19 protein-coding genes are annotated in these 26,682 nt (G+C 66.5%); 3 read left to right on the plus strand and 16 right to left on the minus strand.

Going from position 1 to position 26,682, the window contains the following annotated elements; genetic code table 11:
* Positions 1-5: 5 nt before the first annotated feature.
* The gene (locus tag F0L68_RS17225; RefSeq protein WP_149850591.1) at positions 6-248 is read right to left on the minus strand and encodes a hypothetical protein; all 243 of its coding nucleotides are present in this window, start codon (positions 246-248) and stop codon (positions 6-8) included.
* Here F0L68_RS17225 and F0L68_RS17230 point away from each other — a divergent pair.
* The gene (locus F0L68_RS17230; protein WP_149850592.1) at positions 220-801 is read left to right on the plus strand and encodes a tetratricopeptide repeat protein; all 582 of its coding nucleotides are present in this window, start codon (positions 220-222) and stop codon (positions 799-801) included. The genes F0L68_RS17225 and F0L68_RS17230 overlap by 29 nt on opposite strands.
* A 98-nt stretch (positions 802-899) precedes the next feature.
* On the opposite strand, the gene F0L68_RS17235 is transcribed toward F0L68_RS17230, so the two are convergent.
* The 15 genes from F0L68_RS17235 to F0L68_RS17295 all read right to left on the minus strand — a co-directional run bounded on the left by F0L68_RS17235 (position 900) and on the right by F0L68_RS17295 (position 25,085).
* Positions 900-3,485: an AAA domain-containing protein gene (locus F0L68_RS17235; protein ID WP_223198865.1), complete on the minus strand. Its 2,586-nt coding sequence runs from the start codon at positions 3,483-3,485 to the stop codon at positions 900-902.
* Positions 3,486-3,723: 238 nt separating this feature from the next.
* Positions 3,724-4,344 (minus strand): relaxase domain-containing protein, encoded by a 621-nt coding sequence (locus F0L68_RS17240; RefSeq protein WP_149850594.1) that lies wholly within the window; start codon positions 4,342-4,344, stop codon positions 3,724-3,726.
* 243 nt (positions 4,345-4,587) lie between these two features.
* A complete protein-coding gene (locus tag F0L68_RS17245) occupies positions 4,588-5,637 on the minus strand; it encodes a site-specific integrase (protein ID WP_149850595.1) in 1,050 nt (349 codons plus the stop codon).
* Positions 5,638-6,187: 550 nt separating this feature from the next.
* Positions 6,188-7,339, minus strand: a complete 1,152-nt coding sequence (locus F0L68_RS17250; protein ID WP_188316622.1) for a DnaB-like helicase N-terminal domain-containing protein — start codon at positions 7,337-7,339, stop codon at positions 6,188-6,190.
* Positions 7,336-7,575 (minus strand): hypothetical protein, encoded by a 240-nt coding sequence (locus tag F0L68_RS42395; protein WP_188316623.1) that lies wholly within the window; start codon positions 7,573-7,575, stop codon positions 7,336-7,338. Before F0L68_RS42395 ends, F0L68_RS17250 begins: the two co-directional genes overlap by 4 nt.
* Positions 7,576-7,604: 29 nt before the next feature.
* Positions 7,605-9,257, minus strand: coding sequence for a hypothetical protein (locus tag F0L68_RS42400; protein ID WP_188316624.1), 1,653 nt, complete (start codon positions 9,255-9,257; stop codon positions 7,605-7,607).
* Positions 9,254-16,549, minus strand: a complete 7,296-nt coding sequence (locus F0L68_RS17255) for a helicase-like domain-containing protein (RefSeq protein ID WP_149850597.1) — start codon at positions 16,547-16,549, stop codon at positions 9,254-9,256. The genes F0L68_RS42400 and F0L68_RS17255 overlap by 4 nt, the downstream gene beginning before the upstream one ends.
* On the minus strand, positions 16,546-17,208 hold the full coding sequence (locus tag F0L68_RS17260; RefSeq protein WP_149850598.1) for a DUF4913 domain-containing protein: 663 nt from the start codon (positions 17,206-17,208) through the stop codon (positions 16,546-16,548). Before F0L68_RS17260 ends, F0L68_RS17255 begins: the two co-directional genes overlap by 4 nt.
* On the minus strand, positions 17,205-19,049 hold the full coding sequence (locus F0L68_RS17265) for a type IV secretory system conjugative DNA transfer family protein (RefSeq protein ID WP_223198866.1): 1,845 nt from the start codon (positions 19,047-19,049) through the stop codon (positions 17,205-17,207). Before F0L68_RS17265 ends, F0L68_RS17260 begins: the two co-directional genes overlap by 4 nt.
* Before the next feature lie 91 nt (positions 19,050-19,140).
* Positions 19,141-20,679, minus strand: coding sequence for a putative type IV secretion/conjugal transfer ATPase (locus F0L68_RS17270; protein WP_223198867.1), 1,539 nt, complete (start codon positions 20,677-20,679; stop codon positions 19,141-19,143).
* Positions 20,676-22,169: an SCO6880 family protein gene (locus F0L68_RS17275; RefSeq protein ID WP_149850600.1), complete on the minus strand. Its 1,494-nt coding sequence runs from the start codon at positions 22,167-22,169 to the stop codon at positions 20,676-20,678. The genes F0L68_RS17270 and F0L68_RS17275 overlap by 4 nt, the downstream gene beginning before the upstream one ends.
* Positions 22,162-23,481 carry a hypothetical protein gene (locus F0L68_RS17280; protein ID WP_149850601.1) on the minus strand — a complete coding sequence of 440 codons (1,320 nt, stop codon included), beginning with the start codon at positions 23,479-23,481 and terminating at the stop codon, positions 22,162-22,164. The genes F0L68_RS17275 and F0L68_RS17280 overlap by 8 nt, the downstream gene beginning before the upstream one ends.
* Positions 23,482-23,489: 8 nt before the next feature.
* Entirely contained in the window at positions 23,490-24,188 is a 699-nt protein-coding gene (locus F0L68_RS17285; protein WP_149850602.1) for a DUF8175 domain-containg protein, read from the minus strand.
* The gene (locus tag F0L68_RS17290) at positions 24,188-24,454 is read right to left on the minus strand and encodes a hypothetical protein (protein WP_223198868.1); all 267 of its coding nucleotides are present in this window, start codon (positions 24,452-24,454) and stop codon (positions 24,188-24,190) included. Before F0L68_RS17290 ends, F0L68_RS17285 begins: the two co-directional genes overlap by 1 nt.
* Positions 24,438-25,085 (minus strand): hypothetical protein, encoded by a 648-nt coding sequence (locus tag F0L68_RS17295; RefSeq protein WP_149850604.1) that lies wholly within the window; start codon positions 25,083-25,085, stop codon positions 24,438-24,440. The genes F0L68_RS17290 and F0L68_RS17295 overlap by 17 nt, the downstream gene beginning before the upstream one ends.
* A gap of 140 nt (positions 25,086-25,225) precedes the next feature.
* Here F0L68_RS17295 and F0L68_RS42405 point away from each other — a divergent pair, with 140 nt between their 5' ends.
* Entirely contained in the window at positions 25,226-25,912 is a 687-nt protein-coding gene (locus tag F0L68_RS42405) for a hypothetical protein (RefSeq protein WP_188316625.1), read from the plus strand.
* A 43-nt stretch (positions 25,913-25,955) separates the two neighbouring features.
* Positions 25,956-26,663: a hypothetical protein gene (locus tag F0L68_RS17305; RefSeq protein WP_149850605.1), complete on the plus strand. Its 708-nt coding sequence runs from the start codon at positions 25,956-25,958 to the stop codon at positions 26,661-26,663.
* The last annotated feature ends 19 nt before the right edge of the window (positions 26,664-26,682 follow it).

Here is a 26,682-nt window from a genome sequence, read left to right on the forward strand (position 1 = left end):
CCTGGCTAGTGTCTGGGTCGGTCCACGCGCCCTGGAACCCCTACCCCGGTTCCGTCGGCCGGGTTGAGCCCGCCGACGACGTCGCCGTGCCGGTCCGACAGCGTCAGCCGCTTGTCGGTGCCCTGCTGGAGCACCACTAGGTCGCCCGCCGGCCCTCGGGCGAACTGCGTGCCGCCGTCAGAGGCGAGCGTGTTTCCCATCCCGGAGTAGGCGAACCGCTTGGCGTTGCTGGCCGCCGAGGTCGGCATCCGCATCACGCAGGGCAGCGCCCTGAGCAACCTCGGCGTCGTGCACCAGCTTCGCGGCGACCACGAGCGGGCCGAGGAGTGCCACCGGCGGGCGCTGGAGGTGGCGCGGGAGATCGCCAACCGGCTCAGTGAGGGCGGCGCGCTCACCGGGCTCGGCCGGGCGCATCTGTCGGCGGGTCGCTGCGAGGAAGCGGTGTCGCGCTTCGGGCAGGTGCTGGCGCTGGCGCTGGCCACGACGATCGGCGATCTCAACATGGAGACCGAGGCACTGCTGGGGTTCGGCGACGCCGCGTGGGCGGCGGGCGACCCTGCAGGCGCGCTGGAGCACCACGGGCGCGCGCTGGCCCTGGCCGACCGAACCGGCGACCTGCACTGCCAGGCCCAAGCCCACGACGGCCTCGGCCAGGCGCACCACCGTCGAGGCACGGCTGGTCCCGCCGCCCGACACTGGCAGCGGGCGCTGGCGCTGTACTCCGGTCTCGGCGCGCCGCAGGCAAAGCGGGTCGACGGCCACCTGTCGGCCCTGGACGGCGGCCACCCGGCAGCAGGCTGACGAGCGGCCCGACTTCCGGCGGCTCCGGGCAGTGCCATCCGACGACTCCTCGGTATCCACAACGACAGTGAGGCAGCACCGGGCAGCGTCTGGCCCGGTCACCAGGTCGAGCGGTGCGCCCAGCGGGATTCGGCGTCGGTCAACGCGTCTCGAATTCGTTGCTGCTCACCGCTTCCCGTTGTCGGCAGACGCAACAGCGGCATGTCATGCACAGCCAGGATCTCGTTCTTGATCGCGTCCCGCCTCAGCTGGATCGGGTTGTTCTCGTGGAAGGCGAAACCGTCGACCTCGATGGCCAGCAGTGGCCGGTTGGTCACCCGGTTGTACACGACGAAGTCAATGGACGCTCGCCTTCTCACGTAGGCGGCCTGGTCCGGGGTAAGCCGGTCGAAGTTGGGCAGTAGGTTCTTCAGGAGCACCTGCGGAACGGCCTTCATGTGCGCATAGCGCGGCTCGGCGAAGACGTCGTTCAGCACGGTCCAGGCGATGTCCTCGGACGGGTACCTGAGTTCCCTCCTGAGCCGTGCGGCGAGTGGTCGCAGGCGCTGCGAGTACGCGGTGTAGAGCAGGTCGAACACGGAGACCACCGAACTGTCGACGATCTCCTCGTCCGGAATGTGATAGCGGATGTAGCCGATCAGGTCCTGGATGTGCCGGCTGGTGGGCAGCAGGTCGTGGTTGGTCACCAGGATGAAGCGCTGAATCGCCCGCGACACCGCGACATTGATCATCTGCGGATCGTCCACGAAGGACAGCCCGGTACGTCCGCGCCAGGTCTCGTCCAGCACGGTGGTCATGATGACCACCTGTTTCTGCCGACCCTGGAACCGGTGCACGGTGTCGGCCTCGATCTGGTCGAGCTCGTCGCTGACCTTGCCGGCCTGCAGGCGATACGGAGTGGTGACGCCGATGTCGGCGTCGACGAAGCCCTGACAGTGTCCCGAAATCACCTCGTCAGCGATGACGTCCACCTCGCGCTGGTTCGAACGACCTCCTCCTCGGTGTTGCCGCATGTGATTGCCCTCGACGGTGCGTACCACGACCATCGGCCGCTCAGCGGTGCTGGCGGTGTACGGGATCAGCTCGCCCCCATAGAACTTCTTGTTGCAGAATCCGATGATGACCGGGTCACACCGATAGTGCTCTCGCAGCAGCGAGCTCGGGAGGTTGGCACCGTGCAACTCCGACAACGAGGACAGGAGATTGTGCCGTTGACAGTCGTAGGCCGGCATCGGCGGCGCGAGGTCGGCCGCAGCATCGATGGGTATGGGCGGGAGCTGCTTCTGATCACCAACCACCACAACGTTGCGGGCGCACGACATCGCCAGCCCGGCCAGCAGCAGGTTGACCTGTGATGCCTCGTCGATGATGAGGTAGTCGAGCAGGTGTCCGTCAGAGATACTGGCCTGGAGCGAATGGCAGGTGCTCAACAACGCCGGGTAGTCCTCGATGAACCTCGGGAACACGCGGCTGCCTCGGTAAGTGTCCGCGTCGTACACAGTGGATCCCAGTCTGCGGTACCGATCAGCGAGTTCAGCGTGCAGGAGCTGAGTGGACAACTGTTGGTGATCCCGGGAGATCCGGTCGAAGTCGGCGCGCCGCAATCGATCCTCGACCAGCTGGATCTCCCGTTCCAGCTCGGCGATCCGTTTGGTGTAGTACGCCAGTTGCAGTCGGAGCACGACGTCGGTGTCCGATGGGTCGAGCGCGCGCAGCGAACCGTACCTGAAGTAGTTCCCGATTCGCCGTAGTAGTCCGGGACGCCTGCCCGCCAGTTCCACCTGGCTCTCGGCGAGGTAGTCCATGACGCGGTCGGCCGACTTCCTCAGCAGGGGAAGCTTGTCCAGGTCGGGTAGCTGGTCCTGCTGGAGGTGCGCCTCGAAGTGCCGCAGTTCCAGGCGGTGGCCTTCGAGTGACTGACGTCGATCGGCGCGGACGCGCTCGTCTTCTTGGAGCCCACGCAGGCGCCGGTCCAGATCGGCCAGCCGCCTTGGGTCCGGCGGTTGCGGGGCACTGGCCACGAACTGAGCCACTGCTGCGTTGCGCACCGCTTGCCTCGCAAAGAACTCCGCCCGTCGCTGCTTGCGGCCGAGACCGCCGAGCACGTGTTCGAACCCGAGCTCGTCGAGCTTGTCGCGGACGTTGTCGACGGCCGCGTTGCCGAACGAGACGATGCCGACGGTCTTGTGCTGCAAGCCGACGATGTTGGCGATCAGGTTGAGGATCGTCTCGGTCTTCCCGGTGCCCGGTGGTCCCTCGATGACCGAGACCGAGCGGGTAAGGGCGTTCTCGACGGCCGTACGCTGGCTGAGGTTGCAACGGAACGGAAAGATCGGGGCCATGTCCAGCTGGCGCGACTCGATTGGCGCTCCGGCCAGGTACGAACTGAGCGCGCTGTCCGGGTGGACGAAGGTGAGCCGGTCGAACGCTGGTCGCATGGGATCGTCGGAGTCGAGGCGGGAGACGATCGTGCGCCAGTAGCGCAACACGTCGTTGACGAGCGGTATGGCGGTCCCCGATGTGACGACGCGAACCTGCGCGGCGGGGCGGGTCCGGTACATCTCGCCCGCGCGGGTTCGATAGAAGACCCGGGACCATGCGCCATGGGCACCCGTGAAGGTGACGACCTCGGTTGCGGTGTCCCAGATGCCGCCGTCGACTTCGACCCTGTCGTCGCCCGTCACGACGCGTCGCGCGGAACTCCGCAGGATCTGCACGCGGTCTGGCCCGTAGGGGAAGACCTTGTTTCGGCCGGCGAAGACGATTCCGATTCGATGGCTCGCGGGCTGGAACTCGTATCGCGCTATGTTTCGGGTCTGATCCTCGAAGGCGCCGGTCTCGCGATTGCGGATCAGCACTGCCTCACTGCGCGGGTCGATCATATGCCCCCCAATGATCCCGCACTCGGCCGAGGCGGTGCGCTCAGCGTTGACGAACTACCAACGTTTGCGGGATGGACGGGAAGGCACAGGTCGTGTCCGGCCATACAGCCAACAGGGTGTCGAGGATGCCGACTATCTGCCACTCGCTCTCGTGATGGTCTCTGGTCCAGGTCACGCCGAGTGATTCGACGAGGTTGTGTCGCAGTGCGGCCAGGTACAGCGACGACGCGGCAGCGAGCGCTTGGTCCAGTGTGCCCCAGTCCACCGGGTACGTGCGCCCGTCCATCCCGGTGACGCTGGGTTCGACCAGAACGTGGGCGTGGATGTGCGGCTGCTGGCTGACGCTGGCGAAATGCAGGACAACCGTCGTGTTCAGTCCTCGGCAGTCAAGAAAGGCCGGCCCACTGCGGGCGAATGCCGCTTCTTTGTCGAGCCATGAGAGGGTGTCGGCGAGTGCCGCCTCGTGGCCAGTGAACACTGCGCCGGGCCCATAGTCTTCAGGTGATAGGAGCGCCATCAGCACGGATACCGACTTCGGCGCCGCAAACGTGATATCGCGGATGCCCGATGGAACCGTCAGGGCGTCCTGGACCGTCGGTGTGACGGAGCCGGGCAAGGCGTTGTGTGCGACTCGTTTGAGCTTGCGGCGCAAGAAGGGCACGATCAATCACGGTACACGCTGTGGCCGCATGTCGGTACGGCACCCACACGATTACGCCTCACGCCTACATCATGGCAGTGAGATAGACCTGGATCGTATACTGTTTGAAGGTTGCCCTACAATCGCCCACGATCTTGATTGTCCCGCCCCGGGTTTGATGGGGGACTTGAACCCCCACCGGTTGCATGCCCGCGCATTGCGGGCGTCCATGCGCAGAACGTTAGCTTCAGCGAGTCGAGCCTGTCAAACGTTCCGCAGAAGCGGCGAGCCCCAACGATGAACCTCAGCGGACATGGCCAGCGGGTGCTGCTCTCCGGTCAGGACCGAGAGAGCAAGAGCAACTTCTTGTAGGTCCGCACGAATGTAGGTGGACGTCGAACCCGCATCGCTCTTCCCATTGTGACCGGCGAAGGCGCGCGCGACGGCGTAGCCGAAACTCCGTTCGACCCATGTGAGCGTGGTGTGCCGCAGCCAGTGAGTGCTGATCTGCTGTGTGGCGACCCACGGAAGATGCTTCCCCAACCGCGCCCACAGGTGGTCGTAACGACGAGCGGTAATCGGACGGCCATTGCGGTAGCGGAGAAGTTGTTCGCCGGGACGGCTTCCACGCTCCTCGGCATGGATCACAAGGTGTTTCATCAGCGTGCCGGACACAGGTTGCCAACGCACCGTCTCCCCCTTCTCCCGAAGGCGAACGAGACACTGCTCGCTGTCGAGGTCGCACGGCCGGAGCGCCAAGGCGCCGCCCCTGCGGCAGGCCGTCTCGGTGTGGAGCCGCAGTAGCAGCGAGTCCAGCTCAGGATCGTTCCCGGTACTCCCCGCCACCTCGTTGAGCTCGACAAGGCGCGCATCTGGCAGAGCACGTCGGGTGCTGGCCAGTCGTCTCGGCTTCGCAACGCGCGCCGCGGGGTTGTCGGCTTCCGAGATCAGCTCGTCCGCGACCGCATGTCGGTAGAGGCAACGGAGTGCGGCGATCAGATGCTCAGCAGCAGAACGGCCACCTCGCGAGTTCTTCCGCACCACCACATGAAGCTTCACCTGCTCGGCCAGCTGCTCGACTTCCAGCGGCGTCGGTTCGTCGATACCTCGTTCGCCCCACACTTCCTCGACTCGCCGCCAGTATGGCTCGTAGGCGTGACGCGATCCGGAGGGCACTGCATCAGACACGCTGCTGATGTATTGGCTGAAGGTCGGCATAGGACGGTTGCGCACGGGCTCGTCGAGCAGTTGCTCCGGACTGATTCCCAGACGAGCGAGCAGGAAGCGAGCCGCCTCGATCTCAGCATCCTTCATCGCCCGGCCTCCTTGCTGAGAGATGCGTGGTATTCCAGCAGCATCATGTCCAACGCATCTGTCGTGTAAGCGGCAAGCAGGTTGTGGTCGGGACAGACCGCCACGAGCAGTTGCTGGCCTGGCTCGATACGGCACCGATGTCGCACTGGCGCCGGTAGTCGGAGATGCCCTTGTCGCGTGATGGAGTCCGGCCCATCGGGTCGAGCCACCACAACCACTACGCCCTGCATCACCGAAAGGAGAACCGAGCACCCGGCGCCCCAGCCAAGAATACGCATGGCTGACCGATCTGCGAGCCGTCCTCGACTATCGACTGGTGTCACGGCGTAGTGCACCGAACTGACGCGCATTGGCGTGAGAAGCTGCGCAAGGGGAAGGCCGCGGTTAGCCACGTGCGCTACGGGACGGTTCGGGTTCAGCGAAGAGGCGATTCGATCGCCGAGGGAACCCGGTTCGCCCGTCGAGTCACCTCCGGCGGACTCAGTCCCGCGTCGAACGCGGTCGACCCACTCCAGGGACGAACTCGCCATCGCATCATCCATGCTCGCTGTCATCCCTGCACCCTCCGTCTCCGCGATTGCGGAATCCGAGGGGTCGCGCCGGAGATGTGCCCATTGGTCGTGCCGGTGAGCCGCCGTGCATGGTGATCAACCGCGTCGTAAATCTGACCGGTGGTATGGAGTAGGTCCGGAACTCCAACCGCAGCGTTGGTGGCAGTTTGAGCAACAGACGTGTTCGCCCGTCCGACCAGACGCACGATGGCGGATTGCACCACGGTGCATAGCGCCTGCTGCGTACCTCCGACCGGCGCGTCGATCATGACCGCGAGTTGTTCTGCGGAGAGACCTGGGCCGCATGTCGGTTCACCGCGCTGCTGCTCCCACATCACGGTGACATAGTCCACCGGGCTGAACCGTTCACAGTGGACCTTCATGACCACACGCCACGCATTGGTGGTCTGTGTCGTCGGGAAATCCTCGGGGCAAAGGCGTTCGACGAGTTCTTTCCGCAGGTTCGGGAAGACGATGGCTGCGTGGATCACGCGACGAGCAGCACGCTCCACCGTCTCAGACGAAGGCAACGCCGCTGGGTTCGGCAACCGGGCCGAAGCGCGCAGCGCCGGCGATGGCTGCTCGACGGGCCTGGCGAGCCCGTGCACGTGCCCGTGCGCGACTTCGACGCGGGTGTTGAGCTCGGCCAGCCAGTCTGCGAGGGCCTCGGCGGCCTCAGTGATCGCTTCCGGGCTGCCTTCCGCCGTGGGCACCGAGATCGCGGCCTGATCCATCCGCACGCCCCACGCCAGAACCTGCCGCCGGATCGACGCCTCCTGCACCATCTGTCCGTAGCGGACGTGCTGGCTTGCCCCCGCCGGGACCGCTGCCATCAACGTGTGCAGGTGCACTGCGTGCAGGAGGTTGTGTCGCACGTCGGTGTACGTACCCGCTTGCAACAGGTCGGGCAGCGCCAGGACCAGTTCGGGCAGCGTGGCGTTCGGGCTGATGACGTGTTCGCTCGTCCGAGCTGCTGCTGCGCCCGGATCTTGGCGGAGCGCCCCGACCAGGGTGCCGTAGACGCCCCGATGCGTACCGAAGGCAAAGTCGTCGGCGTCCAACCAGCCCCACACGTCCATTACCCGCCGCGGATCCCACAGCAGGCATCCGAGCAGCGCGCGTTCGGCGAGGACGTGCGGGGCGAGACTCACGGTTCGGCGTCCTGGTCCGGAGACGGCACGGCACTTTGCGCAGCAGCTACTCGCTGCGCAAGCACGTCGAGCGCCGCAGCCACCTGAAGGCCGGCGGGCTGATAGTCCGAACCGTCGGTCGGCACGACCCACCACTGACCTGCATGGTGAACAGGCGCCGGGTCGTAACCGACCAGCAGCGGCTGAGCAGCGCCGGCGTTGCGGTGGATGTTCATCTGCTCGATGCTCAAGTTCATCGGGACAACCTTTCGGGAAGTCGGAGCCGTCAACGAATGCGCGGCTGGCGGCGTGGCGACGCCGATCTGGCAGTCCGCGCGGTGGTGACCGCCGCGGTGGCGATGGCTTGCTCGCGAACGCCGTCTGCGAGTTCGCGAGCGCCGTCGGCCTGTCCGGCGGGGTCTTCGCGCGGCAGGGTTTGCGGTTCGTCGCGAGCGGCAAGGTCGTGCTCGGCATGCCGTAGTTCGCGATCGGCACGGCCAAGCCACACCGACGCCTCACCTTGCGCCATCGCGGCGAGGACCTCGTCGATCACGCCAGGGAACTTCTCGGCAAGGATCGCGTTGACGTCATCACCGTAGCGACCGACGGCACCCGCGATGACGCGGCGCGCGAAGGGCATTGGCGTGTCGGGATCCAGAGATCGTGCCCATCGCAGAACCTGTTCGTGGTCGCGAACCTCTCCGGTGTTCCGGGGAAGGCCGTCATCAAGGTCCTGTTCAGCTCCGGGTCGACCGTCTTTCTGCCGGCGCAGGATCGCCGGGTCCTTGAGCAGCGCGGAGGCAACGGCTGCGGGCTTGCGGGCGCGGACGTAGCTGGTTTCGGCCAGCAGGTCGAGCATGACCGGCAATGCGTGTTCGGGGTCTTCCGCCTGACGAAGCTGCCTGTTGACCGTGGCGACCAGCGCCGGCCAAGCCGAACAATCGGTGAGCTTGCTGCTGGCCGCGCCCATCCTGGTGTACAGGAGGTCGGCGAGCTCCCGCCGCGACAGCTGCAGAGCCGGGGCCGCCGTCGACGACGACGACGACCATGGACGCTCGGCGGAGTCAGTCTGGGCAGGGGCTTCGGCGGCTGGCACCTCTGCACCTTCGAGAACGCGGCGCCGATTCGCGACGACGTAGTCGAAGAACCGCAGGTGCTCGGGCTGCGTACTTCGCCGGAGGAACTCGGCAACTGCATTCGCCTCCTCGGCCGTATCAACGACCCAGTACCCACTGGCCGTGCGCTCGTTGTCCATCCAGGCGTGAGCCTCCACGCACCAGGCGGTACCGACGGGGGCGGTCCATACGGTGACGGGCTCGTTTCCGCGCTGTTGGGCGCTCAGCAGCGAGGGCGACAGCTGACGCCACCGCTGGTGCTGCTTGTCGGTCATCGGCCGGGCGGTCGGCGCAATCCGCGCGTACACCGAGCCCTGACCCCATATCGGGATGTCCGGGTCGAGCTCGTCCGGAGTCCGCCAGGGCACCACACCCGCCAAGTCCACAAGGGACTTTCGGGTCGGTTTGCTGCGGAGGTAGCTCAGCACCTGGTCGAGTTCGGGCTTCGAGCCCAGCAACCAGTAGCCATCGGCGGTACGTTCCCCGCCTTCCCACGTGTGCGCCTCCAGACCCCAGGAGCCGCTGAGCCTCCAGCTCCAGGTGGTCAACGGCTCATCGCCCGATTGTTGATCGGCGAGACCGGCTGGAGCGACCTGGCGCCATTGCCGACGTTCCTCGGCGTTCATCACCCGGACCGGGGGCGGGATGCTGCCGATGTCGTCTATGAGGGCGGTGTGCTCGGCGTCCGACCAGGCGAGCCTCCCCTGCTTCGCGCGGCGGTGTGCCAGCGTTTGCGTGAGCACGTTCGTTGCTTGCGCCAAGGCGTAGAGCTTCTCGACCGGAAACCACAGCCGTGGAGTGTCGCCGACCGTCGCGGACGTCATCGTTGCCAGCCGTGTGTTCGACGGGGTGACAGCGCCTTGGCCAGCATCTGCCGCCGCGACAGCGGCCGCTCCCCCGCCAACGCTGTGGTTGCGCGCGCCGCCGGAGGCGGAGCCGGCGCAAAGAGCGCCTGCCCCTGCGGACCAAACAGCGACACCCGCGCGGTCTGCGGGGCCGGCGTCCGAACTGGCGGCGCCAAAGTCGGTTGCTGCTGTAGGCGGGTCACCGCGCTCGCGAGCTCTGCGGACGCCGCGTCGAACGTCGTGGAATGCACGGTGACCGACCCATCCGTCGAGTTGATTGTCGGCCCGGCCGGCCGAGGCATCCCCGGACCGTGAACCGTGTACCCGAGCAGCTCGGCCTGCGCCACCAGCTGTGCCCAGTCGCGCGGGACGGTCCGAGCGTGCAGCTCGGCAACTACGGCAGCCAGTGCTTCGCGACCAGCTCGTGCCGTCGGAGCTGCCGGCAGCGTTACGAGGCGAGCCGCGTCATCAACGGTGGGGACGACCCGCACTGCATAGCCGAGCGCCACGGCGTGTTCCATCAACAGCGTGCTCGCACGATCGGCGACGTCCGGATTCGGCTCGGGGCCGGCGACCGTGACGGGAGGTGCCTGCCTCTGCGATTCCGGCGCGGCAGTGGCTCGTGCCGGGCCCTCGCCGACGCTGGTGGTGTCCGCCCCCGGGGACGCTGGAGCCACAGTGCCGGCGACCCGAGTCTGGCCGTCTGTGAGTGCGGTCTGAAGCTGGACAACCTCAACCCGCATGGCTGCCAGCTCCTGCTCGACCTCCTCAAATCGGCGGCCCAGTGCGACGTATCGCTCTTCGAGGTCAGCCCCTTTGGCCTCAGCGGCTCGCCGTGCCGTCAGGTGGTCGCCCGCCCGAGCGGTCGCTGCGGTCGCGGCAGCGCGGGCCTCGGTGATCTGCTCGTCAGCGACATCTGCCTTGCCGCGCGCGTCGTCGCGTTCGCGCTCGGCGACTTCTGCACGCTTGACCGCCGCGTTCGCCTGCTCGCGCGCGTGCTCCAGTTCGCGTAGAGCTTCGACCAACTTCTGCTCGACGGTGGGTTCCTTGGCCTTCGCAGTTGCCAGCACGCGGTCGTCGGTCCGGCTGGAATCGGGTGTGGACATTGTGGGCACCTCCAGAATGGTGAGGTCATCAGCCGAGTGATCGCCGGTCGTGGTGGCCGATGCCTTGTGGGCACGGCCAGCCACTTGACGTTGAGGTTGTTGTGGCCCTCCGGGCTGCCGGAGGTCGGCGCCGGCCCGGTTCGAGTCCGCCTCGTCAAGCGTGGGCGGGCTCTCGCCGACGGGTGCCAGCGTCTCCGCCTTCGCCGCCGCTACTTTCTGACCGCGTCGATCTCTTGCGTCTTGGGCGCCGTCGAGCTCTGGGGCCTTCGCCGCACCGACCTCGTGGAGAGCCCCTACCGGGTTCCAGAGGTCGAGTTGCTCACCGCGTTCCTGAGGTTGATGCGGCGTGATTGGGCGTGCATGGTCGAGCCTCCGCGAGGAAGGGCGTTGGACCGCCGCGACGGTCTCGACTTGTTCTGCGATGTTGTCTTCCCCCGCCGGACCAGCATTCGGCCGAGAAGGCGTAGCAGCTGTCTGCTCGTCCTCGGCGTCGTCGTTGACTTCGATCGCGTCACCGTTCAACTGCGGCGGCAGGGCGGGTTCGCGACCTCGTCCGAGTTCGGTCCCTGCAGCCTGCTCCCGAAGTGGCCGATCGGGGATCTCGGAGTCCACGACGCCAAGGGGCGGCTCCGATCGGTCCGTGTCGCCCTCGATCACGACGCTGACTGCGCGGTCGTGGGCACGCAGCAGACGGGCCGTCCGCTCGATCCGTTGCCGAGTAGCTCCGCTGAGCACTTTGTTGCGGGTCGACCGCAGGTACCAAGCACCAAACTCGCCTGCGGCAGTCTCGATCCGACCGCTCCACAACCACTTGAGCGTGAAGTCGCGATTGAGCTTGGACCAACCGTCGTGTTTCTCCGTGCCCAGAAGCAGCACACCTTGCGTCCGCGTATAGGTGATCATCAGTGGAGTTAGACGATCGGACATCGTCGGCGGAGTCGTCTCCTCGTCCGAGTTCCTGTCGGCAGCATCGTCGTTCTGCGTCAGGTCGGAGTCCCCTTGTGAGACGGGCAAGACCGCTGCGGCGGCAGGTGTGGTGTGCGGCCCTCCCTGCGGGAGCTCAACGGCGGCAGCCTCGCCGTCGACGGGCGCGGTCTTCCCCGCAGGATCTTGTGGGCTGACTCGCGGCAGAGTGAGTGGCGCGACCGCGTGGTCGTCGAGATCGACAGTAGTTGCGCGAGGTCTGTCGGCGGGCACCTCCAGAGCCGCTGAAGGTTCGCGCTCGCCAGCCGTCACCTTGGCGGGGCGCTGCTCCTGGTGCAGTTCGCCACTCATCGTCGAATCGGCGGCGTCGGCCGCAGTCGGCGGCTCAGTGCGATCCGGTTGGTCGTTTTCCAGTGCGTCCGCGTTGAGCTCGGCATCGAGTGCATCGCGGCGAGCCTGCGCGGTGGCCAGATCCGCAGCGTGCGGGAACGGGGTGCCGAGCTGACGTTCTGCGTCAGCGATGTGTTGGCGGCTCGACGAGATCAGGTCCTTGAAGTGGGCGGCGTCGCTGGCAGCATCGGTGACTCTGTTCACGATCTCGTCGCGGATTCGGTACTGCTGTCCCTTCCTTGTCCAGAGAAGCTCAAGCTGGACGGCGTATTCCCTGTTCCACGCCAGCCTGATCACCGCGTCGAGGGCCGTCCCCGACGAGAGACGGGTCGCGCGGAATCCGATCTCCAGGTCGCGCCAGGTCAAACCTGTCGCCGTCCGGCTGTCCACGACAGCAGCAGTGGCCAGCGTCCCCAACGTGCGAGGCAGGTCATCAGGATCCACAGCATGGTCGCGCAATCGCCACACGTCGTCGCCGCTGCTCGCGATACGTTCGGACATCTCGTTCAGCAGTCCGACGAGGTGCTCACGTTCTCGGATCAGCTCGTGACTGTTGCCGATCTCCTCAGTCAGGCGCCGTTGAGTGCGCGAATGAGCACTGGCTAGCTGACGTAGCCGCCGGATGTCGTGATCGAGCTCGGTCAGCTCGGTGAAGCGCGGATCACCCGTGGAGGCGGCCTTCATCTCGGCGCAGTCCATGGTGTCATCGCCAAGTTCTTCGATCTCCCGCGCCGTGACACGGCCGGACAGCAGTTGGTCGATGAACGCAGCCTTGCGTTCCAAGGTCTGGAGCCGGTAGGCATCGAACGACCGACGCAGGATGTAGCGGTACTCGAACACCTCGTCGTTGCGATTGCCGGGGCGGTGTCCTCGCCCGCGCCGCTGCTTGATGTCGGCGGGCCGCCACGGGAAGTCGAGCTGATGCCAGGCCACGCAGCGGTCCTGGACGTTCGTGCCGACCCCCAAACCGTTGGTGGAACCGAGCAGGACGGCAACCTCCCCGGCGCGGCAAGCAGCGAACAACGCCTTCTTCTGGTCGTTCTTCTTGGCATCCTGAACGAAGCGGATTCCGGTCGCTGGTACACCCGACTCGATCAAACCGGTGCGGATCTTGCCGTAGACCTGGGTTCCTTTGTCCTTGTTCGGCGTGCCCAGGTCGCAGAAGATGATCTGCAAGCGTCCGCGAACACCCGTGTCGACATCGCCGGGGAGTTCCAAGTCCTTGTTCTGGTGATAGATCTCGGCGGTCTTGGCGACGACAGCGTCGATCTTGGGCTGGCCGAGCTCGGGCTTGCCCACCATGGCAGGGTCGAGCGCGAGCTTGGTTCCGTCCGAGCAGATCCAGAGCAGGTTGTCTTCGTAAGGCTCGACCATCTTGCTTCGCACCAGCTCGGCGCGGCCGATGATCCAGTCGAAGGCCGCGGCCATGTCGTCACTGGGTTCGAGCACGATGTTAGCTGTCACCAAGCGGGGACGTTCGACGTCCAGATCGGCCTCGGTACGAACGTCCGCGATCTCGGCGAACATCGAGATGAGCTCTGGGAAGTTACCGAACTTGGTGGGACGGGTCTTGAGGCCGGGTGTGCCTTCCGGTCCGATCTCGACTCGGGTCTCGAAGACGACGAAGTTGCGTACCCAGGCGTCGGCACGGGCCACGCCGGCCGATGCCAGCCGTTGCGGGTTGAGGTAGTGCAGCATGATGAAGAGCTCAAGGAGGCTGTTCGCCACCGGCGTTCCGGTGTAGAAGGTCGCGACTCGATCGGAGCGACGCGCCAGCCACCGCATCTTGAGCTCCAGGTCGGTGGCCTGTTTGGACGGCGCGATGGAGAAGCCGTCGCTGGCACACTCCACGTTCAGGTTCTTGAAGTAGTGGGCCTCGTCGACGAACAGGTAGTCACAGCCCAACTGCTCGAACCGGACTCCGTCCTGGCGGGCTGCCCGCCGAAGTTCCCGGGTCTTTGTCCTCGTCCTCTCGATCCGCTTGGAGATCTGCTTGAGAGTCTTGTCGCTTGCTCCGGAAGCACGGGCGGACAGCTGTGCCTGGCGTTGGTCTTCGGAGCGCCGTTCCAGGAAGTCGGCCTCGACGTCGGCACCGACGGGCAGACTGGTGAAGGTGGAGTGAGCCATCACGACCGCATCCCAGGTGCCGGTGGCGCATCTGGCAGCGAAGAGCTTCTTGCCGCCTGGCTTGGCGAGGTCTTCCTGACTGGCTACGAGGATGCGCGCGAGCGGGAACAGTCGCTTACCCTCGGCAGCGGTCTGGTCCAGCAGGTGGTTTGGAACCACGATGAGCGGCTTGGTCACCAGTCCCAACTCGCGCAGCTTCGCGGCGGTCAGAAACATCGTGGCTGTCTTGCCCGCACCGACAGCGTGCCCGCAGAGCGTTGCTGGGTTGGAGATTGACCGGTAGACCATGTCGAGCTGGTGCGGACGAGGATGGAAGTCCGAACTCAAGCCAGGGAACGTCAGGTGGTTGCCGTCGTACTTACGAACGACGACAGAGTTGAAGGTCCGGTTGTAGAAGCTTGAGAGCCGGTCAGCCCGCTTGGGCTCTTCCCAGATCCACTCGGCGAACCGGGCCTGCAGAGCCATCTGCTTGTCGATCGCGGCCAGCGTCTCAGTAGCGTTCCTGACGTCGACGATCCGACCGTCCGGCAGCTCCGTGGGATCCTTGACCACAGGGACTCTGCCATTGAGCGCCAGCTCGATCAGGCGATAGGCGTGCCGCCGATCGGTACCCCACTCCGCTGTCGCCGCGACGCCGGTGGGGTCGCCGGCGCGCACCTGGATCTCCCACGACTCGTTAGTCCGGTCATGGACGATCCTGACACGTCCACCAAGCAGTTCCCCGACAAACTGCTCTACGTCATGGGCGGGAATCCACGAGGTGCCCAGCTTCACCTGGATCTCCTCGGGCCTGAGGTCTGCCGGTTGCACCGCCTCCAGCGCGGCGACGTTGCGCGACCACTTGTCTTCGCCCTCACTCTCCGCAGCAGCGCGTGCGTGGCCAAGCTTGGTGCGCACGTCACCACACAGGTAGTCCTCGGCGGTCTGCCATTCACGCGTCTGCGGATCACGGTAGGCCAGGTCGCCCAGCGCGTCGGCTACCGCCTTGGCCTCGATGCCGAGAAGAGCCGCGATCGTGTCGAAGTCCAGGCTGTTGTGCCGATCCAGGCACAGGAGAACCGCTTCGCGTGGAGAGTCCGCGTGTTCCTTGAGGTCACGAGGACAGTTGACCCGCTGGGTGAAAATGGCCGCCTTGGTTCCGGTAAGGGCAGTGTCGTTCCACTCCTCCAGGGCCAGCACCGTGGCGAAATCGGGATCGATGCGGAAGCCGCCCATGCGCGGCCGCTCCTGACGGACCTCGGGTTCGCCCGTGAGTTCGTTGATCTTCTCGGCGTAGCTGCGGGTGACCTTGTCCAGCACCTTGACAGGCATCTCGGTGTAGCGATGCAGGTACCCGTGTGCAGCCACGTAGGACTCGTAGGTCAGGTTGAGGTCACGCCGGAGCGGATCGAGGTCCTCCTCACTGGCGTCGAGGTCGGTCTCGGCATCGAGCACCGCCAGGACGGCATCACGCAGACGGATGAGGTCGCGCAGCTCCTTGCCGGCTCGATCGACAGGAGTGAGCTTGCCTTCGAGAACCTGCTGCACGAGTCCATCAACGACGTAGAAGCCGCATTCTTTGCAGCCGTCCGGAGGCGCCGGTACCCAAGCTGGCATGCCGCCTGCCGAGGAGACGGCGGCGTCCCAGGTGAGTCCTGCTGGCGTAGCCCGTTGGACGAGCTCGTCGACTGCACGGGCCAGGTCGTGCTCCATTGATCGAAGCTCGGCATCTCGATCGACCCTCAGTACCCGTCCAAACTGCGCGGCGCGATCTCGGTTGAGCCGGCCAAGAACAAATCCCGGATGTTCCTGAAACCAGAGGTTGACCGGTTCGCCGCCGAGTTCTGGAACCTGCTGGGAAACCAACCATTGCTGGTCTCGCGCGTCCTCGTCGGCATGACGCCGGCGCAGCAGCAGGATGTCCGCCACCGGTTCGACCCCGCTCGCCGTCCACGCCTGGTTCGGGAGCCGGATCGCGCCGATCAGGTCCGCGTCGGCTGCGAAGGCGCGTCTGGCGGCATCGCTCCGGGAATCCATGGTGTACCTGGAGGTGATCAGGATGGCGATTCCGCCTGGTCGCAGAGTCTGAATACTGCGCCAGATGCAGTAGTTGTGCAGGTTGACCGTGACCGCTCGCGGCGCCGCCGGGTCGAACACCGAGGTATCGGCAAAGGGCACATTGCCCAGCGCAGCGTCGACTGAAGCGCCGGGGATCGCGGCATCCTCCAAGGCCGAGGCGACGACCTGCGCATGAGGGTGCAGAAGCGCCGCGATCCGCGCAGTGGATGGGTCGCGCTCCACGCCAATCCAGTCGACGCTGCCGGCAAGATCCGGTGGCGTGTACGCCATGAAGACCCCGGAGCCGCAGCCAGGCTCCAGGACGTGGCCGCCGGCGAAACCGAGATCACTCAGCGCTCGCCAACACTGAGCAGCAACCTCAGCCGGCGTGTAGAAGGCCGTGGTGATCGCCGCGAGACCCTCGTTGTAGTCCCCGTCGCACAGCAGTAGGCGCAGCTCGTCGCCGATTTCTTGCCAGGACCCGCTTCGTGCAGGATCGAATGCCTTGTCCAACGGTCCCCAACCAGACCAACCATCAAGCAATGCCCTGTCCTGCTCGGTGGCTGGCTGCCGAGCCGCAGCCAACCTCGTCGCGGTCTCCAACGCCGCCAGGCTGGCGCGAGCGCGGCTGACCGGCCCGGTCACGACGATCGGCTCGGCGGCGAGTCCAGTGACGGGAACGCTCATCGCTGCTCCGCAGCGGCATCGCCGGCCTGCTCGTCGCCAAGCTGAGGCTCAGGCTGGTCGTAGGCGGCCTGCCCGAGCGGCGGCTGCGGGTCGTGTTGGTAGGTCGTGCACGCGAAGAACGGGCCCGCCGGGTCAGTGACCACTGCCAGGTGCGGGTCCAGGTGGTCGCGCAGCCACACCGAGAGCCAGGTCGGCGACTTCGGTGCGGCGGTGACCGCTTCCGTCCACGCCAGGTAGATCGCCCAGAACCTCTCGACAGCGTCTGGATGGTCGAACCAACGGGAGCACCACCGGATACCGCCACCTTCCCCGGTTGTCGACACCTTCCGGACCCGCGAGGCGATCATGGCTTCTACCCACGGAACAAGCACGTCCCAAGCGGGATCGATGCCGGGGACGAGATCGTCAGCGCTGGTGGCGAGTGTCGGAAGCTGGGATTCCTGATCATCTTCGGTGTCGGACGCCGATTGAAGGAGCTCGCGAACGGCGACATCGAGTTGTCCAAGCGCACCTTCGAGATCGTCGAGCCCCTCCGCAACGCGCTCGGCGCGGTTACTCGCCTGCGTGATTCGGACCCCGAGGCCGGTGATCTGCACTTCCAGCCGGCGGATCCGGGCCAGCATCTCAGCCGGCTCGGTGTCCCGAACCTGGCCGCTCATGGTTGCCCACTCCCATGCTGCTGAAGGAGAGCGCGGGCAACTGGGTTGTCGGCGCCGAGGTACGCGACAGCGGCCTGTTGGATCTCGCTGGTGGCCTGTTGGTAGCGAGCGGTGATGTCGGCGGCATCGCGTTCGCTGTACCACGGCGCCAGCCGCAGCATGCCCGGCCGGCGGCCGCTGGTCAGCAGAAGCGCATGGGTCTTGGGCAACGCGGCGATGTCTGCGGCCTCCATGATTCGTTCACGATGCAGCGAAGCTGAGGTCGACCGTCCGCCCGCGCCGGTCGACGTCGACAGTTTGGTGACTTCGTGCTCGCCGACCAATCTGGACAGGTCCTCGGCGAGGTCTGCGTCGCTGACTCCAGCCCCTACCAACTTGATCGTGGCTGCCGACCACAGGGCGTCGAAGCCGTCGCGGCCCCACACTTCCCGCCCCTGGTTGCGGGACTGCACGATCGTGGTCAGCATGATCCCCATCGACCCGCAGAAGCTGTACAGCGACGGCAGCGAATCCAACTTGCAGATGTTCGCGGCCTCGTCCAGAACGACCGTGGCTGGCGGGTCGAGCCGACCTCCGCGAGCGCGAGCGGCCTCCGTCATCAACGTCAGCAGCTCCTTCACGAAGGCGGTGATGATCGGCCGAGCGGTGCCCTCGCCTTCGCGCGAGAGCAGATATAGCGTCGCCGGGCGACTGTGGCCGCTGGCGATCAGTTCCCACATGTCCAGTTCGACGACCTGCCCGGACCGTGGCGGTAGCTGCCAGGTGTTTGGCGGCGTGACCCAGCGGAGGTTCGATTCCGAGCGCAGCGAGCCGAGGGCGGCAAGGACGTTGGCGAACACTCCACCTCGGGTCTCTGGAGGGAGGTCCAATGTGCCGCGTAGCATCGCGCCAAGAGCAGGAAAGCCCTGCTGGTCAAGGATTCCCGCCGGCGCGTGCGACCGGTTGGCGACCCAGATGAGCACGTCGCGTAGGTTCTTCAGTCCAACTCCGGCAGCGAGGAGTAGCAGCGTCAAAGTGTCCTCGGCCGCTGTGGTGAAGAAGGGGTCTGAACGCAGCGTTGCCTGGCCGCTTCCACCCCCGACCTCCTGCATGAACGGCTTCGCCAGGCGCGCCGCGGAGTCGACGTCGCGCACGTAGCGCAGGAGATTCACCCAGAAAGTCTGCTCCGCGTGGACGACGCGTTGCGGGTCGAAGGTGAAGGTCTCTCCGACCTCTTCGCGCAGCGACCTGGTCAACTGCCAGACGTCTGGCTTGTTGCTGGTTGCGACCACCACGCCGCAAGCGGACAGGACTTCCGGCACCACGCAAGCGGAAGTCTTGTTGCTGCGAGGCCCCATGACCACCAATTCAGCATCCTCAAAGGACTTTCGAACTTCTCTACCGCCGATTGTGCCGAGCTTCACACCGAGGTCGTCACCACCGAGTTGTCGACGGCTCCGAAGACCCAGCGAGGGACGAAGCTCCTTGGTGCGTGTGGCCAACGGACTCCCCCGCATGTCGCTCCAGGAAGCCGCTTTGCTCATGGCTGCTCGACCGTCGGGAGTGCTCACATGTCGTCGAATGAAGACCACAACGCTCGTCGCGATGCCGACGAGGACCGTCAACTCGACGGTCGTCGCGACCGCGAACCATGTCGTCGATCCGTGCGGGCCGATCAGTCCAGCGACACCGTTACGGAAGAGCGCTCTTGGCACTGCACTGAACCGTGGCACCACCCAGTCAGAGGGGGCAACCAGATGGGCCACGGTCCAGGGCACCGCGATGCCGACGTACACCGCGGCAACCAGGCCCGCCACGACCAAAGGTGCGATCGGCGTGAGCGTTGCACTCCGTGCGTTCATGCTGACCACCTCGATGTGGTGGGCCGGTTCCGCTTCGGCGACGAGGGGGTAGTCGACACCGAGCGGAGCAGAGAGTTCGGTTCGCGAATGGTCACGGTGACACCGTCTTCACGAAGGCGGTGTCGGTGTTGTAGAGCTCGCGTTCGACCTCGGTAAGCTCCATCCGCACCGGCAACCCGAGTCGTTCCCCTGCCTTAAGTAGGTACAAGCCGCGGCCGGGGTGTCGGTAGCCGCGAACCCATGTGCCCGCCGACTGCCAGGATGCGAGCATCTCGGCCTCCCGATCCGCTACCGGCAGCGACGCGAGCTCTCGGGTTGGCAGTCCGCCGTAAACGTGTATCGCGCACCGGGCGGCGATACCGCGAGCCTTGGCTCGATCCTGTTCGGACGGCAGCGCTTCCAGATCGTCTCTGGAGTGCGTCAGGTACGCCGACGCCACACCCTTGTGGCGGTTGAACCTCGTCATCCGATCGGACAGTTCCACAAGCCGAGGGCCGGCACGCAATGCCCGCCACATTTCGTCCTGAACCCAGAAGATGTTCTTGCGCGCGGCGCCCAACTGACGTGCCTCGACCAGCGCCGAGCCCCACGCCCACGAGCAAAGCATTGCCGCAGCGACGGTCTCGTCGGTCTCCTCGTCCAGCGCGCTGATGTCCAAGGAGATCGCCGGCGCGTCCGCAGTTGGGCGAGCAGTGGAACGACGGTCGAACAGACCGCGCAACGGTCCGTCGCACAACAGGTCCAGCGCCGACAACATGGGCCGCACCAGGTCCAGATAGCGAGTCAGGTCATCGTCGGTCCGAGCCATCTGCAACAACTGGTCCGGTGCTTCATCCAGGCACTCGCGAACCTCGGGGATCGTCGGTTCGGTGGACCTCGCAGCGTCGGTGGCCAGGTCGAGCGCACGGCTGAGGATCGCACGTTCAGTGGTGTTGGGTGGCCGGCCGATCTCCAGCAGGAGTAGCCCTTCGAGCAGCGCTGCCTGCCGAGCACGAATGATCTCCCGCACAGCGTCGCGTTCCCGGCCGGCAGGCGTCACAGCGAGGAGTGCGGCGAGCGGTCCCGGATCCAGCGGATTGACGGCCTCGGCTCCCCTACCCACGACGATGACGGTGCCGCCCAGCCGGCGGACCAACTGCGTGTACTCACCCTTGATGTCCGCTGGAATGAAGAAGATCCAGCCGAAGGCGCACAGCCCCACGCCCAACCGCTTCGCGAAGCTGCTCTTACCCACGCCCGGTTGGGCTTGAATCCACAGACCGGTGTTGGTCACCAACCCGTCGGCGAGCCAGGCTCCGGGATCGAGGCCGATCGGCTCGTGCGTTGTCAGGTCGCGACCGATCGGAATGCCACGGACTTGGGCGCCGGATCCGCTCAAGAATGGGTACAGGCCGGCAAGTTGTGTGCTCGTGCCCTGCCAAACACTGGATTGACCGACATGGTGGTCACGACCGCCGCCCCGCACTGCCCATCCGCGGGCAGGCGACACGGGCATGGCGCGAAGAGCTGCCAGGGGATCGGCGGCCGGGGTCAGTTGGTCGAGGTTGTCCAGGTCGTCGACGGCGATCGCCATCGGCAGCCGTGAACCGGGCACGGAGGCAGTAGACTTGTTGCACCGCAGCAGTTTCACCGTGACCACCGCCCGCGCTTGACGAGCTCGGGCGGGTACACGCCGGTACCCAGCGAGGCGGCGAAGCCGACGTGTTGCCAACCCCAGCAGCGACGAAGCCGCAACTTCGAGCCCCGAGCGCGAGACTCGACGTCTGCGATCGCGCTCTTCAGTTCGCGCGGGTCAGTGACCGTGGTCGTGATGTAGAGACCCCACAAGCCGACACCAGCACCGTGGGCCTCCTCCTCGGCCGCTTGCCGGGCACGCGCTTCGTCCGCGCGATCCCGAGCGGTCTCATCGATCCCTCGCCGCCGGCGCAGCGCCGAGCGGAACTGGCTGCCAGAAGCCTCCTTGGCGACGACCTCCGCAGCCTGGTCGGCAACGTAGGGCTGGTAGGTGATCGTCAGCCGGCGGTGGTAGCGGCCCGGGGTGACCAACGGCGCAAGAATGGTTGAGCCCACCAGTTGCTCAGGCAGCCCGGCCAAAGCCCACGACACCGACCAGCCGCCGTCGTGGGCGTAGTGATCGTCAGCGGCATAGTGAGTGACCGGGCCGGCGTCCGCCCACGCCAGTAGGTGATCCTCTGCGGACAGCCGGTCGAGTTCGGCCCTGGCGGAGGGCTCGTAGGACGCGCGGATCCAATGCGTCCACGTCGCGGCGGTGGCGCGCCCGAGCACCGCGACCCCGCACAGTCCGAGGTCGCCTTCGATTCCGGACAACGCGCGGGAGACCTCGGCGACGCGTTCGGCGTCGTCGGCCGGTACCGGGACGGCCTTCTGGGGTTGGAAGGTAATGGAGACGCGGGTGGTGATATCGGCCGTCGAACCTCGGTGGGCAAGAGCAACATCGCGCATGACCTGTTGCGCCAACGGAGGCGAGGTGGTGTCGATGTTGCGTTCGACGTACTCGGCGAGCTGCGTTCCGGTGCCCGGCGCGGACTCGACGGTGATCGCAATCCACTGCACAGTGGGCTGGTGCCCCAGGCCGGCGAGCCAGCCGGCGAAGGATCCGATCCACAGGTCCGTGGTGTCCTGCCCAGCCAGCACCGTGCCCACAGAGGCGAGCCGCAACGCGGTCGTCAGCCGTCCGGTACGTCGGTCCCACAGCAGTCCATACGGCCGGCCGAGCCCGTCATGAGCGCTCAACGGCATGGTCGGCGCCAACACGCCGGGAAGTTCGTAACGTCGCGGATGTGCCGTGAGGACACCCGACTCCCAACTGGTCCATCCCTTCCGGCGGGCCGTCGCGGTGCGCAGGCTCGCGATCACCGCGCCGCCCAGGGAGATCCCCAGCTTGCGATGCGGAATGAGCGCCAACGGCAACGTGATCGCCACCGCGCCGGTCGGCACGAGCATGAGGACCAGCGGCAGGACGAATGTCGTCACCGCCAACCACCATGCCAGCGGTACGAACACGCAGCCGGCAATGACGATGGTTTGGCTCTCTGACAGGTTGCCGACGCCGAAGCCTCGACGCGCGCGCCAACCGCCGTAGGTACGCGGCTCAACCATGATCCGCTCCGTCCGTCATGTTCCGGCCAAGCTGTTGGCCGGCCTGCTGAGCGACCTGCGCGGCGACGACCGCTGCGCCCACTGCCGCGCCACCGGCTCCTGCTGCGGCCGAACCGCCTCCTGCGGAGCCGCTGGCAGACGAGGCGGGTGCGCCGGTGCCGACTTGAGTCGCAGCAGTCGTTCCCGTGCTCGTTGCGGTGGTGGCAGAGGAGCCGCTCGGCGCGGTGCCGCTACCCGTGGACGAGCTGCCGGGACGCGCTGCGTTGACGCCTTCTCCCTCGTTGCCTGCATTCCCGCCGCTGGCCGATGCGGGCGTGGGCTGGCCACCGCAGGGGCCCGTGCCGGTATTGGCTGCCGCGAGCGTGGTCTGGGCACCGGACGGCCGAGAACCACCGACGCCTCCGCCGGATGGTCCGGTGGCGTCCATGTACTGGGCCATACCACCGCCACCGCCGCCCTGGCTGCGCCCGGCGAAGGTCATGCTCGCGCCAGTGGCGGCCATGGCCGCGCCGCTGCCGCCACCCCCGTGATGGCCGGTAGTGAGCTGCTGACCGCCCCAGTCGAAGAAGCGCAGCATGACGGGCATGGCCAACACGGCCAGCACCAGCACCGCCAACCCGGTCATCAGCTGACTCAGGCTCGCGCCGTTGCCCACCAGGACGAACCCGATGCTGAAGATGATCGCGGCGAGCGGTTGGTACAGGTCGAGCGCCAGCGTCCAGGACAACACCTTCTTCAGCCACGGCTTCGTGGCCTCGTTGAGGCTGCCGGCGGCCGCAGTGGGCATCAGCGCGAGCAGGATGACCAAGGCACCGATGCGCAGGAATCCAATAATCCAATGGATTCCCGAGACGATCATCAGGATCAGCGCCAGCAGTAGGATCAACGCGACGGCGGCGACGTCGCTGGTAATGGCCGCGCCCATGGCTTCGGCGAAGTGTTTGATGGAGTCACCCAAAACCTGGGAGGCAAGGGCGATGCCCGCCTCGTAAGTCATGATGGTGACCGTCGCGCCCAGGGTGGACCAGGCAACGAACTGCAGCAGTCCGGTCGCGGTGTTGACGAGCGGATCTGGCTTGCGCTTGATGACCAGGACGGTCGCCTGCCAGATAATCGAGCACGTCAGCATCGCCAGGCCGACGTAGCTCAGCAGGCTGTGCACGATGCCGACTGCCGAGCTGTGCAGGATCGAGGACTGGTCGGCTTTCGTCCACCAGGACGCCGCCTCGCCGAGGAAGTCGGCGGAGGCTCTCGCGAAGTCCTTGACCAGGTTGTGGAACCAGTCGTTGACTTCGCAGCTGATGTCGACCATGCCGCACATCAGCGCTGCCCGCCCAACTCGGTAGCGCCGTCAAGGTCCCCGGTCAGTCGAGGACGAGGCCGCGGAAGTTGCAGCCTCCAGTCACCGTCCAGCCAGCGCAGGGTCAACTCGAGTCGTGCGTACTGATCGCCGCGAGCGCGGGACTGTGGCGTGGAGGCGATCAGGACGACGCCGACGAGTTCGCCGTGCGGGTCGCCGGCCGAGAGCCGGTACCACCATCGGCTCGGTCTCGTTTCCTCTGCCGTGGCAGAGGACTCCTCGCGGGAGATGTCCGCGATCGCCGACGTGACGTCGCCCAGGGTCTGTGTGTTGGCCGTACCCTCGTAGACCCACTTGCCGCAGTTGCTCGACAGCCGGCTGGCGATATTGATGCCCGCGATCACCGCGCCGAGCTCGTCGTGGGAGAACCCCGAGGCGAGTTCGAGTTCGGTTCGGGTGGTGGGGCCGTAACAGTCGCTGACCGGCAGCGACGTCGCATCCGGACCCGGGTACCACTGGATGCCGCAAACCAGTTGCGGCGCAGTGACTTCATCGGTCGGCACGAGGTCGCTGCCTGGCGACGAGGACAGCACGGACGGCTTCGAGGACACGAGGGTCTGTTGCCGAGTCGATGGCTGGTCCTGCGCCACCAGACCAAGCCCGGTGCCGACTACCGCAGCCACCGCGACAGATCCTGCAACGATCCAGCGGGGCTTCATCACGAACTCCCCGACACGAAGAGCACGATGGACACGGCGCCCAGGCCCATGCCGATCCCACCGACGACCCAGGGCAGAGACATCGCGCCTTCCACCGCCATCTGATTACGGTTGCGGCGACCCGTGATCATCATGATTCCACCGACCACGAGCGCGACCACGGCCGTGATCAACAGGCCCCACTTCAGCCAGCCGACGAACGTCGTGGCGACCTCAGCGAGTTTGCCGGGCGGCGCGGCGGGCGGTGGATCATTGATCTGGGTCAACCACCAGAGGTGAAGCAAGCTGAGCTGTCGCATGAGGAGTCTCCTCGGTGACGTCACGCCAGCCAGTCACCTGTGCAGGCGACCACGGCGGCAGTGGATGAGATTCGAACTGCGCGGGCTGTGCGGCGGCCGGAGGCCACATGCGGTGCAGGGCCTCCACAAGGGCGCGCGGGATCTTCCGCGCGCCCTTGGGCAGCTCGATGCCATCGCCGAGTGGGTCGTCGCGACCCACCCAGTCCGGGATGTAGGGGATGGTCACGAGATCGGCCAGGTAGGGGGTGGCAGCGCGCAACCGGGCCCGCGTTGCCGAAGGTGTGACTGGCGCGATCCCGACCACGACCACCACGGGCTGCGGCGCCTGCGGGTGTCGACGGATCTCGTCGAGCACCGTCAGCAACGCCCTCGTGGCGCGTGCGTGGGTCGAGGTGACCACCACGTCGACCGGTCCGCCGAGGTAGCGACCCAGGTCGTGCACCTCAATCCGGGTCAAAGCCAGCAGCCGGGCGGCGGTGGAGGTTCCCACGCCGCCGGCCACTCCGGCGATGAGGATCGGCCGAGTCTGCGGCGGGGTGGGGATCGTCCACAGGCCACCGCGCGACTCGCTTCTGCGTGTGTTGTTCACGAACAGCACAGTAGGCCGATTCGACACACATACGTCTGATTCGGCCGCGTGTCGCTGCAAAAGTTCTACCCGGCCGTATGGTGCGGAGATGTCGAACTCCGTACAGTGGACACGCGAATGTCACCCTGATCCGGCCGAAGGAGGCTCCGGTGGAGCAGGCAGCCGCTCCCACGCAGTGGCTCCAGTCCGTACGAGCCCTGCCCGAGGTGCTGACGGTGGCCGAACTCTCCCCCGTCGCCGGCTTCGCCAGCCAGGAACACGCTCTGCGGCTGGCCGCCCGCAAGGGGCAGATCCCCGGCGCGTTCCAGGTCGGCACCGAGTGGCGGTTCGTCCGCGACCTCGTACTGGCCGACCTGACCGGCACCCAGGCACACCCCAACGACCTCCCCTGGGCAGGACTGCCGGCGATCCTGGTCGAGGACGAGGTCATGACCCTGCTGCGCATCGATTCAACCCGCACGCTGCGAGCACTGCTGCGCCGCGGAGCCATTCCCGGGGCGATCCAGCTCGGTCAGCTCATCAGGGTGGTGCGCGACGTTGCTGTCGCCGGCCTGACCGGCATCCCGATCGCCTCGCCCGAGCTGCCCTGGGACGGCGTCGGCGAGATCCTCGGTTCCGAGCAGCTGCGCGACATGCTGCGCGTAGCCGAACGCACCTGGCGCCGGCAGATCGCCGAGGGCAGGGTGCCCGGCATGTTCCAGATCGGCTCACAGGTGCGGTTCTGGCGCGAAGTGGTCGCAGCCGAACTCCTACCTACCGCCGGAACGCCAACCAGCGCACCGGCCTCGGCCATCGCCTCGGCCGCGGTACTGACGCAGCAGCCGCCTACGAGGTAGCCAGCCTCCAACGACGGCCTGCGGGACTTTCCAGGAGGTCGTCGTGACGACCTCACCTCACGCTGCTGGCAAGCTCATTGGCCTGGGCGCGTTAGCGCTGATCGGCATCGTCCTTGGCCTGTGCATCCTTGGCGGCGGCAGCCACGTCGCTGGCGACGAAGCGCAGAAGGCGTGCGGCAGGCCCGGAAGCCAGCCTGAACAGGTGGGCGACCACGACTGGAGCGCCGAGCAACTCGGCAACGCCCGCACCATCACCCAGGTCACCGCCGACCGGCTGCTACTACCCAAGAAGGCGGCGGTCATCGCGATCGCGACCGCGATCGTCGAGTCCACGCTGCGCAACCTCGACTACGGGGACCGTGACTCGCTGGGCCTGTTCCAGCAACGCCCCTCACAGGGATGGGGCACTCGCGAACAGATCCTCGATCCGGTGTACGCCACCAACAAGTTCCTCGACGTCCTGGTCCACGTTCCCGACTGGTACTACCGCCCGCTGGGCGAGGACGCCCAGGCGGTGCAGCGCTCCGCGTTCCCCGAGCGCTACGCACCCTGGGAGCACAACGCGCAGTTGCTGGCCGACATGTACTGGACCGGCGAGGACGACATCGGGCACATGCCGGCTGTCCCACCGGGGAGCCTCGGTGCTCCAGTGGCGTGCAACCCCACCCTCGCGACGAAAGGGAGGTTCGTCAGGCCCGCCGAGGGCATCGTCACCTCAGGCTTCGGTCCGCGCGACGGCGGGATGCATTGAGGTGATCTCACCAGGATTC

It is taken from the genome of Solihabitans fulvus, assembly GCF_008386585.1.
In the GTDB taxonomy this organism is placed as follows: Bacteria; Actinomycetota; Actinomycetes; order Mycobacteriales; family Pseudonocardiaceae; genus Solihabitans; species Solihabitans fulvus.

Coding starts and splice junctions, on each gene's coding strand:
- F0L68_RS17225 (WP_149850591.1), bottom strand. CDS start 248: ATGCCGACCTCGGCGGCCAGCAACGCCAAGCGGTTCGCCTACTCCGGG.
- F0L68_RS17245 (WP_149850595.1), bottom strand. CDS start 5,637: ATGAAGGATGCTGAGATCGAGGCGGCTCGCTTCCTGCTCGCTCGTCTG.
- F0L68_RS42395 (WP_188316623.1), bottom strand. CDS start 7,575: ATGAACTTGAGCATCGAGCAGATGAACATCCACCGCAACGCCGGCGCT.
- F0L68_RS42400 (WP_188316624.1), bottom strand. CDS start 9,257: ATGACGTCCGCGACGGTCGGCGACACTCCACGGCTGTGGTTTCCGGTC.
- F0L68_RS17255 (WP_149850597.1), bottom strand. CDS start 16,549: ATGAGCGTTCCCGTCACTGGACTCGCCGCCGAGCCGATCGTCGTGACC.
- F0L68_RS17260 (WP_149850598.1), bottom strand. CDS start 17,208: ATGAGCGGCCAGGTTCGGGACACCGAGCCGGCTGAGATGCTGGCCCGG.
- F0L68_RS17265 (WP_223198866.1), bottom strand. CDS start 19,049: ATGAACGCACGGAGTGCAACGCTCACGCCGATCGCACCTTTGGTCGTG.
- F0L68_RS17275 (WP_149850600.1), bottom strand. CDS start 22,169: ATGGTTGAGCCGCGTACCTACGGCGGTTGGCGCGCGCGTCGAGGCTTC.
- F0L68_RS17280 (WP_149850601.1), bottom strand. CDS start 23,481: ATGGTCGACATCAGCTGCGAAGTCAACGACTGGTTCCACAACCTGGTC.
- F0L68_RS17285 (WP_149850602.1), bottom strand. CDS start 24,188: ATGAAGCCCCGCTGGATCGTTGCAGGATCTGTCGCGGTGGCTGCGGTA.